General features: G+C 34.1%; 15 protein-coding genes. 2 read left to right on the plus strand and 13 right to left on the minus strand.

Annotated features, from left to right (window positions below; all coding sequences use genetic code 11):
• The first annotated feature begins 290 nt into the window (after nucleotides 1–290).
• The gene (locus tag JJQ93_RS04350; RefSeq protein ID WP_274892849.1) at nucleotides 291–1,466 is read left to right on the plus strand and encodes a class I SAM-dependent rRNA methyltransferase; all 1,176 of its coding nucleotides are present in this window, start codon (nucleotides 291–293) and stop codon (nucleotides 1,464–1,466) included.
• Between the two features lie 24 nt (nucleotides 1,467–1,490).
• Here JJQ93_RS04350 and pyrE read toward each other — a convergent pair whose 3' ends face one another.
• The 7 genes from pyrE to pyrR all read right to left on the minus strand — a co-directional run bounded on the left by pyrE (nucleotide 1,491) and on the right by pyrR (nucleotide 7,669).
• Nucleotides 1,491–2,066, minus strand: coding sequence for an orotate phosphoribosyltransferase (gene pyrE, locus JJQ93_RS04355; protein ID WP_085112044.1), 576 nt, complete (start codon nucleotides 2,064–2,066; stop codon nucleotides 1,491–1,493).
• 35 nt (nucleotides 2,067–2,101) lie between these two features.
• Nucleotides 2,102–3,007, minus strand: a complete 906-nt coding sequence (locus JJQ93_RS04360; RefSeq protein WP_274892850.1) for a dihydroorotate dehydrogenase — start codon at nucleotides 3,005–3,007, stop codon at nucleotides 2,102–2,104.
• Complete coding sequence (locus JJQ93_RS04365; protein WP_274892851.1) at nucleotides 3,004–3,735, minus strand: dihydroorotate dehydrogenase electron transfer subunit; 732 nt, start codon at nucleotides 3,733–3,735, stop codon at nucleotides 3,004–3,006. Before JJQ93_RS04365 ends, JJQ93_RS04360 begins: the two co-directional genes overlap by 4 nt.
• Before the next feature lie 8 nt (nucleotides 3,736–3,743).
• On the minus strand, nucleotides 3,744–4,664 hold the full coding sequence (gene pyrF, locus JJQ93_RS04370; protein WP_085112047.1) for an orotidine-5'-phosphate decarboxylase: 921 nt from the start codon (nucleotides 4,662–4,664) through the stop codon (nucleotides 3,744–3,746).
• A gap of 55 nt (nucleotides 4,665–4,719) precedes the next feature.
• Nucleotides 4,720–6,015: a dihydroorotase gene (locus JJQ93_RS04375; protein ID WP_274892852.1), complete on the minus strand. Its 1,296-nt coding sequence runs from the start codon at nucleotides 6,013–6,015 to the stop codon at nucleotides 4,720–4,722.
• Nucleotides 5,999–6,931, minus strand: a complete 933-nt coding sequence (locus tag JJQ93_RS04380) for an aspartate carbamoyltransferase catalytic subunit (protein WP_274892853.1) — start codon at nucleotides 6,929–6,931, stop codon at nucleotides 5,999–6,001. The genes JJQ93_RS04375 and JJQ93_RS04380 overlap by 17 nt, the downstream gene beginning before the upstream one ends.
• A 204-nt stretch (nucleotides 6,932–7,135) precedes the next feature.
• Nucleotides 7,136–7,669 (minus strand): bifunctional pyr operon transcriptional regulator/uracil phosphoribosyltransferase PyrR, encoded by a 534-nt coding sequence (gene pyrR / locus JJQ93_RS04385; protein ID WP_143588963.1) that lies wholly within the window; start codon nucleotides 7,667–7,669, stop codon nucleotides 7,136–7,138.
• A 244-nt stretch (nucleotides 7,670–7,913) separates the two neighbouring features.
• On the opposite strand from pyrR, the gene JJQ93_RS04390 reads away from it, so the two are divergent.
• Complete coding sequence (locus JJQ93_RS04390; protein WP_274892854.1) at nucleotides 7,914–8,891, plus strand: AIR synthase family protein; 978 nt, start codon at nucleotides 7,914–7,916, stop codon at nucleotides 8,889–8,891.
• Here JJQ93_RS04390 and JJQ93_RS04395 read toward each other — a convergent pair.
• Genes JJQ93_RS04395 through ubiB form a run of 6 tightly spaced genes read right to left on the minus strand, consistent with a single transcriptional unit; the run spans nucleotide 8,886 to nucleotide 16,892 of the window.
• Nucleotides 8,886–9,527: an MBL fold metallo-hydrolase gene (locus tag JJQ93_RS04395; RefSeq protein ID WP_274892855.1), complete on the minus strand. Its 642-nt coding sequence runs from the start codon at nucleotides 9,525–9,527 to the stop codon at nucleotides 8,886–8,888. The genes JJQ93_RS04390 and JJQ93_RS04395 overlap by 6 nt on opposite strands.
• A 12-nt stretch (nucleotides 9,528–9,539) precedes the next feature.
• Nucleotides 9,540–9,989 carry a D-aminoacyl-tRNA deacylase gene (gene dtd / locus JJQ93_RS04400; protein ID WP_085112052.1) on the minus strand — a complete coding sequence of 150 codons (450 nt, stop codon included), beginning with the start codon at nucleotides 9,987–9,989 and terminating at the stop codon, nucleotides 9,540–9,542.
• Nucleotides 9,990–10,032: 43 nt separating this feature from the next.
• Entirely contained in the window at nucleotides 10,033–12,189 is a 2,157-nt protein-coding gene (locus tag JJQ93_RS04405) for a RelA/SpoT family protein (RefSeq protein WP_274892856.1), read from the minus strand.
• A gap of 31 nt (nucleotides 12,190–12,220) precedes the next feature.
• A complete protein-coding gene (locus tag JJQ93_RS04410) occupies nucleotides 12,221–12,742 on the minus strand; it encodes an adenine phosphoribosyltransferase (RefSeq protein WP_274892857.1) in 522 nt (173 codons plus the stop codon).
• Nucleotides 12,739–15,195, minus strand: a complete 2,457-nt coding sequence (gene recJ, locus JJQ93_RS04415) for a single-stranded-DNA-specific exonuclease RecJ (RefSeq protein ID WP_274892858.1) — start codon at nucleotides 15,193–15,195, stop codon at nucleotides 12,739–12,741. The genes JJQ93_RS04410 and recJ overlap by 4 nt, the downstream gene beginning before the upstream one ends.
• Nucleotides 15,196–15,221: 26 nt before the next feature.
• Nucleotides 15,222–16,892 carry a 2-polyprenylphenol 6-hydroxylase gene (gene ubiB, locus JJQ93_RS04420; protein ID WP_085112056.1) on the minus strand — a complete coding sequence of 557 codons (1,671 nt, stop codon included), beginning with the start codon at nucleotides 16,890–16,892 and terminating at the stop codon, nucleotides 15,222–15,224.
• Nucleotides 16,893–16,935: the final 43 nt, after the last annotated feature.

Here is a 16,935-nt window from a genome sequence, read left to right on the forward strand (position 1 = left end):
ATTATCTTCTCTCTGTCAACTGCTTTCTATTTGGTATTTTGTGGTGTCTTTATTCGCTCCTCAAAGAAGCGACGTATGTTAATATACCACGTTTTAAATTCTTATTCAAACATGAAATTTATCAATATAGTATATTTACATGCAATTATACATATATATCTTTATTATGCTCTTTTTTTCTAACATTTATTACTGAATATATTTTTTTAATAAAAAAGCAATCGTATTGAATCATCTCTGCCTATATGATATAAATTATTTAAACGAATTTTTGAATTAGGAGTGTTATTATGACAGATGTAATTCTCAGAAACGAAAATTTGAGAAGAGTATTAAGCGGTCATCCATGGATATACAAAACAGAAATAGATCACATAGAAGGCGATTATGAGCCTGGTGGAATTGTTGATGTCTATGATTACAAGAAAAACTTCATCGGGCGAGGATACATAAATCTTAAATCTATGATAACTGTAAGGCTTCTCACACATGAAAAAGATGAGCTCATAAATGAGGATTTTTTTAAAAAGAGAATTCTAAAAGCATGGGAATATAGAAAAAAAGTTATGGATAATTTAAATTCATGCAGGGTAATTTTTGGAGAAGCTGATTTTTTGCCAGCTCTTATTGTGGACAAATTCGGAGATTATTTAGTTATTCAAACACTTTCACTTGGTATGGAAAGGTACAAGGGCTTAATAGTAAACATACTCGTTGAATTATTAAGACCTAAAGGTATATATGAAAGAAATGATGTGTCTGTGCGAATGCTGGAAGGATTACCTGAAACAAAAGGATTTTTATATGGCAATTTCGATACAATTCAACAATTTGAAGAAAACGGCGTTAAGCTTTTGGTTGACATAGAAAACGGTCAAAAAACTGGTTATTTTTTAGACCAAAAAGAAAATAGAGCCGCAATAAAAAAGTACGTAAAAGATGCCGATGTTTTAGATTGCTTTAGCCATACAGGCTCTTTTTCAGTACATGCATTGCATTATGGTGCTAAAAGCGTTGAAACCGTAGATATATCAGAAACAGCATTAGATATGGCTAAAAAGAACGTAGCTCTAAACGGATACCTGGATAAGTGTCATTTTACATGTGAAAATGCATTTGATTTGTTAAAAAAATACGATGAAGAAAACAAAAGATTTGACGTTGTAATCCTTGACCCGCCTGCCTTTACTAAAAGTAAAGAGACAGTAAAAGATGCCATAAGAGGATATAAAGAAATAAATTTAAGAGCAATGAAAATCTTGAAAAAAGGCGGTTTCCTCATTACTTGTTCTTGCTCACAACACATAAGTCCCGATGCGTTTCTAAACATAATTAAAGAAGCCGCCCACGACACACGAAAGAATACACGGCTAATAGAAAAAAGAACACAGTCAAAAGATCATCCTATACTGTTGTCATCCAGTGAAACTGAATACCTAAAGTGTTTGATACTGCAAGTTTTTTAGTTTAAATAAGAAGCTCTTTGCTTCTTATTTAAACTTTCTGCTTCCAGGTTTGTATATAGGCAGTCCCTTTTCGCATAGTGGGCATTTTTCACTTTCATACGACACTGCATCAATTGATATTATAGATTCAAATTTTACTCCAAAGTTGACATTTCCATTGCTTCTGTCGACAATGCTTGCAACACCAACAATATTTGCATTATAACTTTTTACAAGTTCAATGACTTCTTTTACAGAGCCACCTGTTGTGACAACATCTTCTACTGCAAGTACATTATTACCTTCATTTATCTCAAATCCTCTTCTTAATTTCATCATCCCATCTTCTCTTTCAGCAAAGATGGCTTTTGCGCCCAATTGCCTTGCAACTTCATACGCAAATATAATGCCACCAATGGCAGGCCCAATTACTACATCTATTTTTTCTTTAATAAATTTACTCGCTATTTCTTTTGAAAATAATTCACTGTAATTAGGATACTGGAAAATCTTAGCACATTGGAGGTATGTGTCGCTATGCCTACCAGAAGTCAATAAAAAATGTCCTTTATTCAATACTTTTAATTCGCTTAATATTTCAAGTACCTTTTCTCTATCCATTTTAATTTTCCTTTCTCTTTGGTTTACCATAATAATTATACGTTAATAGAATTTATCAATTGGTTTACATCAAATATGTTATTTCTTAACATATATTTTTTTATTCCTTCCAAGATGTCTATTGAACCAGTAGGATTGATAAAATTATAAGTTCCAATAGCTACAGCAGTAGCCCCTGCTATCATGAATTCTAAAGCATCTTCTGCAGATGAAATTCCTCCCATACCTATCACAGGGATTGATACAGCTCTTTTAGCTTCATACACATTTTTAAGCGCTATGGGTTTTATAGCTGGTCCTGATAAACCTGCAAACACATTCTTAAAAACAGGTCGCCTTGTGTTTATATCTATGGCCATTCCAGTAACTGTATTTATAAGAGAAATTGCATCAGCACCACCGTCTTCTGCTGCTTTAGCATAAATCTTTATATCAGTTACATTTGGAGTCAATTTTACAATGACTGTTTTATTTGATACTTCCTTTACTTTTTTAGTTATCTCATGTACACTGTTGGGATCTATTCCAAATGACATACCCCCTTCTTTTACATTTGGGCATGAGACATTGATCTCTAATGCATCTACACCATCTATATTAAGTTTTTGGGCTAATAATACGAATTCTTCTATTGTTTCTCCTGCTATATTTGCGATTACTTTAGTATTAAATCTATTTAAAAATGGTAATTCGTCTTTTATGAAAGCATCGACACCTGGATTTTGCAGTCCAACACTATTTAAAATTCCTGATGGCGTTTCATATATACGCGGCGGAGGATTTCCTTCTTTTGGATACACTGTAAGACCTTTTACCATTATTCCTCCTAAATTATCTAAATCGATATATTGTGAATACTCTTTTCCAAAGCCAAACGTACCAGATGCCACAAGAATTGGATTCTTAAGCTCAAGGTCCCCTATACTGACTTTCAGATTCAAAATACTACCTCCCTTGCCCAAAATACAGGACCATCCTTACAGACTTTTTTATATTGAAATCCAGAATCGGTTTTTGTTTTGCAGGCACATACCATACATGCACCAATTCCACAACCCATATGTTCTTCAACAGAGATTTGACAAGGCACATCATACTTTTCAGCCATGTCTTTTACAGATTTAAGCATTTGCATTGGACCACATCCATAAACCATATCAATATTTTTTATTTCACCTTTCATTACATCGGTAACATACCCCTTAATGCCAGTGTTCCCGTCTTCAGTCGCAATAACGACATCGCCATACTTTTGAAATTCATCTACGAGAAATATATCGCTTTTAAAGCCAAGAGCAATCTTTAGATTTTTATTTTTTAATTTCTTTGAAAGAAACAGCAGTGGTGGTATCCCTATGCCACCACCAACGATGAGAATATTGTTGAATTTATCAAACATATCGAATCCGTGACCATGGGGACCAGTTACTTCTAATGTGTCTAAAGCTTTAACTTTCGAAAGATTGTAAGTGCCTTTTCCTTTTATCCTATAAACAATTGCAATTTCATTCCCATCATGATCACATATACTAAATGGCCTCTTTAATAATGTATTGCCGCCACAATTTATCATGATAAATTGCCCTGGAGCAGGAATATCGTCAAATTCTAACCTAAGTCTATATATCCCATTGCTAATTTCTCTATTTTCTCTAACAACGTATTCCATATTTCACCTCAACACGCAATATATCTTCTTTTTAAAAACGCATTATTAATCATTCCCATCATCAAAAGAACTTCAGCACGTGCAGCTTGAGCAAATTCATATTCTGAAAAAACATCTTTCCAATATTGACTTTTATAAGCGAAGATGACTTTTCTCGATGAGTTGACTATAGCACCTAAGTTGTTTTCATCAAAGCAATTAATGACATCTTCTGCAGTAGCACCTTGTGCTCCATATCCAGGCACTAAAAAGATAGCAGATGGCATTATTTTTCTCAATATTTTGGCCTCTTCTTTATACGTAGCTCCAACAACCGCACCTATAGAACTATATCCTAAGCTACCTTCGGCTAGTTTTGAAATCTTGTCAACCATGTGAGCTACATTTTCATATACAGTACCACTGACAGTTTTTAAATTTTGAATCGTTCCAGAACCAGCATTAGAAGTTTTCACAAGGATAAATAGCCCTTTGTCGTATTCTAATACATCTCGTATATATGGGGTTATGGTATCTTCCCCCATGTACGGATTGATTGTAATTGCATCAATAGAGGGATTTTGCAAATATGCTTTTGAATACATTTCTGCTACATCTGCTATATCTCCTCTTTTTACATCTGCTATAACCATAAGCCCTTTTTCTTTGGCATATTCAGCAGTTTTATAAAAAGCTTCTATCCCATTTGCCCCATATATTTCATAAAAAGCGATCTGAATCTTTACCGCTGGTACTACATCAAATACAGCATCAACAATGCCTTTATTAAAATAATAAATCGCTTCAGATATTCCTTTTGTATTGTTCCCGTATTTATTAAATGCCGCTTTCTTTATGAATTCTGGAATGCTTTCAATTCTTGGATCTAAACCGACAACCGTAGGATTATTCTTGAATTTTATTGCATGTATCAAATTATCCGAAAACATATTAACACCTCTTATAAATATTTATTCATAATAATGTATAATTATTCTATATATATTATACATTACTTATTTGATAATTGCCATCATTTTTAAATTTTATTTCTCCATTTACAATCGTATATTCCACCATGCCGTACAATTTTTGCCCATTAAATGGTGAATTTTTACCTTTTGATTTAAAATTGTCCGCATCGACTGTAAACTCTTTTGTTAAATCTATTATTGTAATATCTGCATCATTGCCTATCTTAAAACCATGGGTTAATTTTAAAAGTCTCGAAGGTTCTATCGACATATACTTTACTAAATCGTCTATCGCAATCAATCCATTTTTAACAAGATACGTGTACACTACAGAAAAAGCGATTTCGATTCCTGATATGCCAAAAGCCGCTATTTCATAAGGAACTTTTTTATCATCTTTCGTATGCGGTGCATGATCTGTCGCAATTACATCTATTGTACCATCTTTTAACCCTTCTATAAGCGCATTCACGTCTTCCCTTGTCCTTAATGGAGGATAAGCCTTTGTATTCGTGTCAAAACCATCAACTATATCTTCAGTAAGACATAGATTATGTGGCGTTACCTCTGCTGTTATATTTACTCCATCTGCCTTAGCTCTCCTTATCAACTCAACACTATCCTTTGTTGATACATGCGCTACATGAAGTCTTGCTCCAGTAGATTTTGCCAAAATAATATTTCGTGACAACATTACCTCTTCCGCTTCATGTGGTATTCCTCTTAAGCCGATTTTTGTTGAAATTATCCCGTTATTCATCACGCCTTCACCGCTTAACATTTTATCTTCGCAGTGAGTTATCATAAGCAAATCGTACATGCTTCCATAAGTCATTATTCTCTTCATAAGCCCTGAATTCATTATTGGAAATCCATCATCAGATAAAGCTAACACGCCCACATCCTTCAATTTTGCCATCTCTGAAATTTCTTCGCCCAACATGCCTTTAGTCATGGCACCTATCGGAATTACTTTACAATACCCTTCTTTACCAGCGATACTTTTTATATATTCCACAACTACTTCATTATCTATAACAGGATTTGTATTTGGCATACATGCAACAGTTGTATAACCACCAGCAACAGCAGCATGTGTACCTGTTTTTATCGTTTCCTTTTCTTCAAAACCAGGCTGCCGCAAATGTGTGTGCATATCAATAAATCCCGGAAATACATGTTTCCCTTTTGCATCAATTGAAATTGCGTCATTCAGCGATATTCTTTTATCTATCCCTTTTATCTTTCCATTCTCTATTAAGATATCTGCTTTTTCATTAAATCCTTCTCCATCTATTACTATCCCATCTTTAATAACCAATTTCATTTGATTTTCTCCTTTCACATAATATTTTTAATAATGCCATTCTTATAGCTACGCCATTTGTAACTTGTTCCTCAATAACCGAGTATTTGGCATTAGCTGCTTTTGATGTAAGTTCTACATTTCTATTGATAGGTCCAGGATGCATCAATATCGCATCTTTCTTAGCAAGTCTCATTCTTTCCTCTGTTATCCCAAAATACTTTGAAAACTCATCTTTTGATGGAAATAAACCAATTTTCTGCCTCTCTAATTGAATTCTAAGTCCCATGACTACATCGGCTCCATCAATAGCTTTGTCTATGTCGTAATAGACTTTTGCTCCAAGCTTTTCAAAAGTCTTTGGCAACAATGTAGCAGGACCTACCAGTCTAACGTCAGCTCCTAATTTTTGTAATCCCCATATATTAGACCTTGCAACTCTCGAATGAACTATATCTCCAACTATGACTACTTTTAAGCCGTCAAAAAATCCCTTTTTCTCTCTTATTGTCATTAAATCCAACAAAGCCTGTGTAGGATGTTCGTTAAGACCGTCACCTGCATTTATTACCGATGCATCAAGATATTTTGCCATAAGATGCGGAGCACCGGACATATTGTGACGTACTACAATCACATCTGCTTTCATCTTTTCTACCGTTCTTACTGTATCAATAAGTGATTCACCTTTTACAACGCTGCTTGTCTTGGTTTCTATGTTTCCAAAATGCGCTCCAAGGTATTTTGCTGCCATTTCAAATGACAATCTTGTCCTTGTGCTTGGCTCAAAAAATATCGTAACAACTGTCTTGCCTCTTAAAATATCTGAATTTTTATTGCCAACCAAGATTTTCTTCATTTCTCCTGCTGTATCCAGTATCTCTAAAAGATCTTCTTTTGTCATTTCCCTTATTCCTAACGCGTCTTTTCCTATCATTTTAACCATCCTTTCTTTGTTATTAAAAAATAGAGCAGCAACCATTTTTACATATTAAAATGGCTCTGCTCTTAAATATAAGATTTTTGAATATTTTTTGAATCTTATGAATTCTAAAATAACCATAAAAAATCTCCCTTTCTTTCTAAAGTGGGAGAACCGCAATTCTCCCTTATCAGTCTCGCTGGACTAATTTAAAGGTTGTTATTCTATTATTACAACTTTATTTACATTATCAATTTCCTCAAGCATGACACTTACAATTTCGCTCTTTGATGTAGGCACATTTTTTCCGACATAATCAGGTCGTATGGGAAGTTCCCTATGTCCCCTATCAATGAGTTCTGCCAACTGTATTGACTTAGGTCTCCCTAAATCTATAACAGCATCCATAGCAGCCCTTACAGTTCTTCCTGTATATATTACATCATCTACCAAAACAACAATTTTCCCAACTACATTTACTCCTATGTCCTTTTTTTTGACAATTGGCTGCTCTAATTTCGTAGTTAAATCATCTCTATATAAAGTAATATCCAGTGAACCTATAGGAGGTCTTACACCTTCGATGCGTTCAATATACTTAGCAAGTCTATTTGCAAGAGGCACACCTCTACGCATTATGCCAACTAATACAATATCTTCGATGCCTTTATTCTTTTCTACAATCTCATGTGAAATTCGAATTAAAGCTCTGTCAATTGCTTTTTCGTCCATTATCTCAGCTTTATAATTCAAATCTTATACCTCCATAAAAAAACTTCTTGATAAAGCAAGAAGTCAACATCTGTTTTAACTCCTTGCCAGCCTCACAGGACCAGTTAAAGGATACATAATCTTCTTTTTTAATATGATATCACAATATTTTATATTTGTCTATAAGTTTTTAAATTATTTTTTACTGAAATACTTTGATGTGGAACATAAAAATTATTTATGCTAATATAGATATATACAAAAATTTTCAAAGGATGTGCTTACTATGAAAGAAGGAAAAGTGCCAACAGACATTTTATCAAAACTCGTATACACCAACTTAGGCGTAAAGCGAAACGAAGTAGCTGTACATGCAGGTATAGGAGAAGATTGCAGCGTTATTGAATTTGACCAGTATGCGGCTGTTTTGTCTACAGATCCCATAACTGCCTCAAATAACTTAAGCGGATACTTATCTGTAATTATTTCATGCAATGATATTGCATCATGTGGTGCAAAACCCATAGGCGTGCTTGAAACCATTTTGCTGCCAATAGGTTCTGATGAAGAATCATTGAACAAAATCGTGCAGGAAATAGATAGAGGAGCCAAAGAGCTTAACATTGAGGTTCTCGGCGGTCATAGCGAAGTCACATCTTCCGTAAATAAACCAGTAATATCGACTACTGCCATCGGTGTATGTAGCAAAGACAAATTCATTAAAACAAGCGGCGCTAAATTAAATGATGACGTAATAGTTACCAAATCAGTAGGTATTGAAGGAACCTTCATAATCGCCAACGATTACTATGAAAAGCTATCAAATCATATTTCTGAATCTGTTTTAGACAGCGCGAAAAGCTTTATTAAAGATTTAAGTGTAGTAAAAGAGGGTTTAATTGCGGCTGAATGTGGCGTAAATTGTATGCATGATATTACCGAAGGCGGGATATTAGGCGCAGCCTTTGAAATCGCAGAAGCATCAAATGTGGGAATTGAAATTTTCAGTGATTTAATTCCTGTAAGGAATGAGACTATGATTATCTGTGATTACTTTAACTTAGATCCATTTAAGCTTATCTCAAGCGGCTCGATGATTATTACGTCATCAAATGGCAAAAAAATAGTAGATGAATTGAAAAAGCAAAATATCGATGCAACAATAGTCGGTAAGATTACAAAAAACGGAAAATATCTTATAGATGGCAATAAAAAAATAGAAATAAATCCGCCGACTTCTGATGAGATATATAAGATTTTATGAAAAGCGTACAAATGGGTTTTTAAGCTTTTCGTCCTTAATTGTGGTGATATCACCATGCCCCGGAAAAACTAAAGTCGTATCAGGTAGTATAAACAATTTATTTTTAATTGAATTTATTATTTCATTGAAATCGCCACCTGGAAAGTCAGTTCGACCTACAGATTCCTTAAAAAGCGTATCTCCCGTAAAACAGGCATCATCGATTTTATAGCATACTCCACCAGGTGTATGTCCAGGAGTATGAATAGTTGTTATAAAAATACCTTCTCCAAACGATAAAGTGTCACCATCCCTTAACAAAATATCAGCATCTTGTGATATTATTTTTTCAAAGCCAAGCTCAGACAAATTCATCGCTGGATTTTTAAGCATTGCTGCATCATCGATAGAAATGCAAACTTTTGCTCCAAATTTGTCTCTAAAGTAATCGACACCCCCAATATGATCAAAATGCCCATGAGTTATCAAAATATACTTCAGTCTAAAATCATTATCTATCAAATAATCTTCCACTTCAGATGCAAAATCGCCAGGATCTACCATTACACATTCATGACTACCCTTTGCAGATACTATATAACAGTTAGCTTGCAAAGGCCCTACTGAAAATTTTTTAATATCTAAATCGTCTCTCATATTCCACTCACCTTAAAAGATCTTTTTTGAATCTAAAAGTATCGTTACTGGTCCATCATTTATCAAAGAAACCTGCATCATAGCTCCAAATTTTCCTGTCTTAACATGAAGTCCCGTTTTACTTAATTCATTGCACAATCTATCAAAAAGGTACAGCGCTTTTTCTGATTTGGCAGCATTCATATAATTAGGTCTCCTACCTTTTCTTGCATCGCCAAGAAGCGTAAACTGTGACACTAATAAGATTTCACCGCCAACATCAATTATAGAAAGGTTCATCTTACCTTCTTCGTCATCAAAAATCCTTAAATTGGCGATTTTATCGGATATATATTCTACATCCTCCAAGCCATCATCATTTGAAACACCCACCAAGACTACAAGTCCTTTGTTAATTTCTCCTACTATATTGTCGTCAACTGTTACGTTTCCTTGCAAAACTCTTTGAACAACAGCCCTCATGTTTTAATACCTCCAATGCTGCATTTTTCGTCATGAGTAAATTTCATGCACTTATTCTGTATACATCCGTCACACCATCAAGAGCTTTTAATTTATTCATAATTTTTTCAAGCTGCTCTTTCGATGTAATCTCTAACGTCAAATTAATTATTGCAATATTGTCCCTTGTTGTTCTTGCATTTACAGCTCTTACAGAAATTTTTATATCAGCTAATATACTGGTGACATCTGTCAGTAATCCATACCTATCAATAGCCATAATCTGAATATCTGCTTGATACGCCATGTTTTTGCCTTGATCCCACTCAACTTCTATAATTCTATTTTTATCGTAAACATAATCTTTTATATTTGGACAATCCTTTCTGTGTATTGAAACTCCACGGCCTTTTGTGACATATCCTACTATTTCATCACCAGGGACAGGAGAACAACATTTCGAAAATCTAACCATGACATTGTCTTCGCCTTTTACAATGACACCCATTCCGCCAATCTTTTGCTTTTTCTTTGCTTCCAGTACAGTTGGAATTTGTTTTTTGGACTCACTTTCTACTTGCTTTAACTCTTCCTTTATGCGAGGTATTATCTGATTTAATGCAAGCCCGCCAAATCCAATTGTTGCATACAAATCTTCTTCAGAATGCATGTTTAGCTTTTTTAGAACAGATTCCATTATATCGCTTTTTAATTGGGATTGTTGTATCCCTTGTCTTTTTAACTCCCTGTAAAATATCTCCTGTCCTCGTTCGATATTTTCTTCTCTTTTTTCCTTTTTAAACCACTGCCGTATTTTATTTTTTGCTTGTGAGCTTTTTACAATCTGAAGCCAGTCTCTGCTGGGACCTCTGTCAGCATTGGTTGTCGTGAGAATCTCAACTATATCACCATTTTTAAGCTCATAATCTATTGGAACGATCTTTCCATTTACTTTAGCGCCATTTAATCTGTGGCCTATTTCGGTATGAATGCTATATGCAAAATCAATAGGCGTAGAACCGGCTGGGAGACTTATGACATCACCTTTAGGAGTAAAAACGTAAACCTCATCTGTAAACAGATCTATTTTTAAGGTCTCCATGAATTCCTTAGCATCTTTTAACTCTCTTTGCCACTCCAAAAGCTGCCGCAACCAGGAAAGCTTAGCGTCAAACTCATCTTCGTAAGATTTGCCCTCTTTATACTTCCAGTGAGCTGCAATTCCATATTCTGCTGTCCTGTGCATGTCCCAAGTTCGAATTTGTATTTCAAATGGTTCACCTTTCGGCCCAATTACAGTAGTGTGGAGAGACTGGTACATATTTGGCTTTGGCATAGCAATATAATCTTTAAATCTGCCAGGCATTGGCTTCCACAATGTATGAACAACGCCTAATGTCCCATAACAATCTTTTACAGTATTGACAATTACTCTGACAGCCATTAAGTCGTAAATCTGCTCAAAAGTCTTGTTTTGCTGCTTCATTTTTTTATAAATACTGTAAAAATGTTTAGGTCTTCCATCAACATCAGCCTTTATTCCGATTTCATTCAATTTTTCTTTTAACTTTTCAATGAGTTCCTTTATGGATTCTTCTCTCTCTTTCCTCTTCTTTGCAACCTTTTCAACAAGACTGTAATATTCATCAGGATGAAGGTATCTCAATGATAAATCCTCCAACTCCCACTTTATCATTGACATACCTAATCTATGGGCAATAGGAGCGTATATTTCCAATGTTTCTTGTGCTTTCTCCTTTTGCTTCTCTTCGCTTAAAAATTTAAGAGTACGCATATTGTGAAGGCGATCAGCGAGCTTTATCATTATAACTCGTATATCTTTAGCCATTGCAATGAGCATTTTCCTCATATTTTCAGCCTGCTGTTCTACTTTCGATTTGTATTCTATCATGCCAAGCTTCGTCACGCCATCTACTAAATCAGCAATTTCCTGCCCAAATTCATTTTTTATATCTTCATAAGAAATAGATGTATCTTCTATTACATCATGAAGAAGTCCACTGGCAATAGTAGATACATCAAGTTCCAGATCAGCAAGAATCATTGCAACTTCTACAGGGTGAACAATATACGGTTCTCCTGAATTTCTGTATTGTCCTTCATGAGCTTTTAGCGCATAATCATAAGCTTTTAATATTAAATTAATATCATCTTCAGATTGATCGTATTTTTTTACTCTCTCAATAATTTTTTCAATCATTATTAATGATCACCTTTTTAAAACCGACATTTTAAAACTTTATCAATGAAATGACATCATAACCTTCTAACTTTTTACGTCCATTTAAAAAAGTCAATTCTGTCAAAAACAATATACAATCGACAATACCGCCCAATTCTTCAATTAACTTTGCTGCAGCATATATTGTACCGCCAGTTGCCAATAAATCATCGACAATAATAACTCTCTGCCCTTTGCTAATAGCGTCTTTGTGTATCTCCAATGAATCCACGCCGTACTCAAGCTCGTATTGATAATTGACTGTTTCAGCAGGTAACTTCCCAGGTTTCCTAACAGGCACAAATCCCAATCCCATTTTATATGCCAATGGTGCTCCAAACAAAAAGCCTCTGGCCTCTGGACCTGCAATCAAATCAGCATTTCTATCTTTTATAGCATCAGCTAACATGTCTATTGAAAACACAAACGCATCTTTATCCTTTAAAACAGGTGTTATGTCTTTAAAACCAATTCCTTCTTTCGGAAAATCCGGTATCTCCCTTATAAGTGATTTAACATCTTCTAATGTCATGCTGTTTCCTCCTTAACATTCTTTTTCAATATTTGAAAAGCAAATTTTATAAAACTTTTTTCCGCCATATACAGTTTTTGTAATAGCTGGTGATCTTTAATATTCACTTTTGAATCGACACAATTTCTCCTTAACACAAAAATATTATCACTTTCTTCTATATTAATCAATCCATTGTCTTTAAGAATTTTTAAACATATCATTGACTTTATGGAATTCAAATTAAAATAATCGTAAATTTGATCTTTTAATATCAACGTATCCGAATTTTCTTTCATGCTTACAAATATTTTAGCAAAATCACTCCTTCTGGGTACAATATTGTAGATATCATTTAAACTGCTTTTTAAGTCTTCCTTTCCAAACAAAAGGTGTACAATACTTTCTCTGCTGTTTGCTAATATATTATAAAACATTTTTGAATCGAATGGTATATCGTAAAAAACTATATTTTTAAATTTAGAAGGCAAATGCATAATTTCATCAGCATTAATGCACCACAAAACTACATTCTTTGCATCGACAATTTTATTGCTTAACTTAAAATCACAATAGTTGCAAGCGTTAAGATAATTAATAAGCTCTTTTATATGGTATCGAGTGTTTATTATGACTGCTGTACTATCGTCACTTTTAAACAATTTTGAAACATAAGATCTTTTATCATCGATATTTCGCATATCAATAAAATTATAGCTTTCTAATCCTTGAAAATCATCATAATTAAAGCTCATTAAAGTATTGTATAAATTTCTGAAAAATAATACATTTTTCTCTTTCACTAAAATATCTTTTGCTATTATCTCAAGCTTTTTCTCTCCATTCCACTCATTTATTTTGATAAAGCCTGCAATATCTAAAACATCTCCTATGCTAATCTTGTCAAATTCGCAAGCTCTATTGAATAAAACGACATTGTACATAACATCATTTTTCTCAGCCATTATTCGAATGTGTTTGTTATCTCCAAAGAGGGAAATTTGTTTTACGACCAAATTTTTAATCGCATACATTGGCATAGGATTTCCACTGCCAAAAGGCTCTAACAAACTTATTTGATTTGCTCCATCACAATCCAATACATCATCAATAGAAGTTTCTATCTCGATTATCGGCATCATATCAAAAGAAGTTAATTTTGTATTGGCATATTCATTGAGTTTAAGTCTAAAATCATCTATTTGACCGCTATCTATAGTCAAGCCTGCAGCCATTTCATGTCCTCCAAAGTTAATCAAACAGTCACCAGCATATTTTATTGCCTCGTATATATTAAATCCTTTTATGCTTCTTCCCGAACCCTTGCAAAAACCATCACTGACACTTATTAAAATGGACGGTCTATGATATCTTTCTGTTATCCTTGAAGAAACTATCCCAATTACACCCGGATGCCAATTTTCGCTATAAAGAACAATAAACTTTTCTTTTTCTAAGTCCACATTGTTTTCAACTTGCATAATAGCTTCTTCTAATATCTTTTTCTCGATTTCTTGTCTTTTCGCATTCTCACTATTTAAATAAGCTGCTATTCTGTCAGCTTCTATAGTATCATCTGTTACCAGCAAATTTACACACAATACGGCGCTTTCTAATCTTCCTGCAGCATTTAGCCTTGGAGCCAATATGAACCCAACATGGTACGTATCTATATCTCTTTCATTAAGGCCGGCAGAATCTATTAAAGCCCTTAATCCTTTATTCTTTGTATTTCTCATCATCTTTAATCCTTCTTTTACGATCACACGATTCTCTCCAGTAAGCGGTACTATATCTGCCACCGTACCTAAAGCCACTACATCAAGGAATTCCAATGCTTCATCCCCTAAGAGTGCCAAACAAAGCTTAAAAGTAACTCCAACTCCTGCTAATTCTCTATATGGATATGTACAATCTTTAATATGTGGATTTACGATACAATTAGCTTCTGGCAGTATATCCGGAACTTGATGATGGTCTGTAATAATAACATCAAGGCCCAGTTTTCGTGCATATTGTACTTCCTTTAATGACGCTATCCCACAATCAACGGTTATAATAAGCTTCGTTCCGGAATCGCACAATGCTTTAACAGCATCCATATTTATTCCATAACCTTCCAACAGGCGATCTGGTATATAAAAATCTACATTTGCACCAAGCCTTCTTAAAGCCGTATATAAAATTGAAGTGCTGGTTATACCATCCACATCGTAATCACCATATATCGTTATTTTGTCATTTAACCCGATATGATATTTTATGATCGAAACCGCTTTTTCTATTCCTTCCAATAAATAAGGATTATTAAGCGCGTTTAATGTTGGGTTTAAATATTCATAAACTTTTTCCAAATCATCATATCCTCTATTGACAATTGTCTGTGCGACATAAGTTTTTAAATTAAACTTATTTGCAATTTCATCAACAAGTTTATCATTTTTAGTCTTTTTTGATACCCAGTTGTAGACCATCTCATTCCGTCACCTCACAAAACACATTATTTTCGCTTTTTTTCTATAAAAAGTATGTAATAGACAATCGCCATACATAATATGAACGATATTAAGTAGCCAACTAAGCCCACTGCATTGTAACCATATACTTTGTACCCACCATTTAGAGACATTATAAGTGATGAACCTATTATAAGCGACGCAGCTATAATGCTTATGATCATTTTATTTATCATTGAATTAAGGTCGTACTTCATCTTTTCAGTCTCTTCAATGTCCAACTTTACTCTTACATTGTCTTTTAATATCTTTGAAATTATCCCCTGAAGCTTTGATGGAAACTTCTTTAAATGAACGTATATCTTATGAAGGTCTTTTGCATTTTCACTCAGCGTTTTGGCAAAATTGAAATTGTTTATGTATATCTTTTTTACAAAATCTTTCGCAATATCAGATATGCTGAAGTCAGGGTCTAATTCTTTTCCAACTCCTTCAATGGTCGCCAATGATTTAAGTAACAGCGTAAACTCTGCAGGCATGATCAATTTGTACTTGTAGATGATTGAAGTTATCTTTTTAGCAGAATCATTGATATTTATATTTTTAAGAGGAGTATTGTAAAAATAGCTGATGATCCCGCTAAGATCGTACTTCAAATGCCTTATATTTACGCCATCTCTTATGGCATCCATGTCTGTTAAAATCGAAACAACTTCATCTGTATCATTGTCGACAAAAGCCTTAAAAAGCTCTACTATCATTTCCCGGTTTGACCTGTCTATATATCCTACAATGCCAAAATCTATGTATGACAGCTTTCCATCTCTTCTTATGAGGATATTGCCTGGATGGGGATCTCCATGAAAAAATCCATAGACGAATATCTGCATGAATATAGACATAGCACCGTTGTATGCTATCTTCTTTAAATCAAATCCACTATCACGCAATTTTTCTTTGTTTTTAACGCTGATTCCGTCAATGTACTCCATTGTTAAAACTTTTTTTGTCGTGTATTCCCAATATATTTTTGGTATGTAGACATACGACTCATTAATAAAGTTTTCTCTAAACTTATCTGCGTTATTGCCTTCTAAAGTATAGTCCAATTCATTTAGAAGTGACTCTGACAACTCATTTACCACATCCAAAAAATCAACAGGCGAGTCAGTAAGGCGCTCATTCAAAATTTTTGCAATCGTCTTTAAGATGATAATATCAGCCGTTATTTTTTCATATACGCCTGGCCTTTGGACTTTAACCACAACGTCATTTCCTTCCCTCGTAACCGCTTTGTAAACTTGCCCAATGGATGCAGACGCTATTGGTTCTTTATCAAAAGTCAAGAATAAATTAGAAATTTTATCTCCCAATTCATCTTCGACGATTTGGCGCATTGTATCAAACTCTACGGGCGGAACATCATCTTGAAGCTTTGATAACTCATTAATCACATCATGCGGAAGCAAATCAGGTCTTGTGCTTAATAACTGCCCCATCTTCACAAATGTAGGCCCTAACTCCTCTAAAGTAATTCGAATCCTTTCAGATAAAGCAATAGGCAAATCATTCTTACGTATATAAACAAACGGTATGCTCTTTTTCTTTGACAATACTTCGCTTATAAAGCCAAAGCCATTTTTTGTGAGTATTTTTAGTATTTCCCTATACCTTTTTATATACTTTCTCGTTGAAAAAATACTGAACAGATTCATTTCCACACCTCAATAAAAATATAGCGGCAATATACTTAAAAGT

The sequence above is a fragment of the Thermoanaerobacterium sp. R66 genome (assembly GCF_028895185.1).
Lineage (GTDB): Bacteria > Bacillota > Thermoanaerobacteria > Thermoanaerobacterales > Thermoanaerobacteraceae > Thermoanaerobacterium.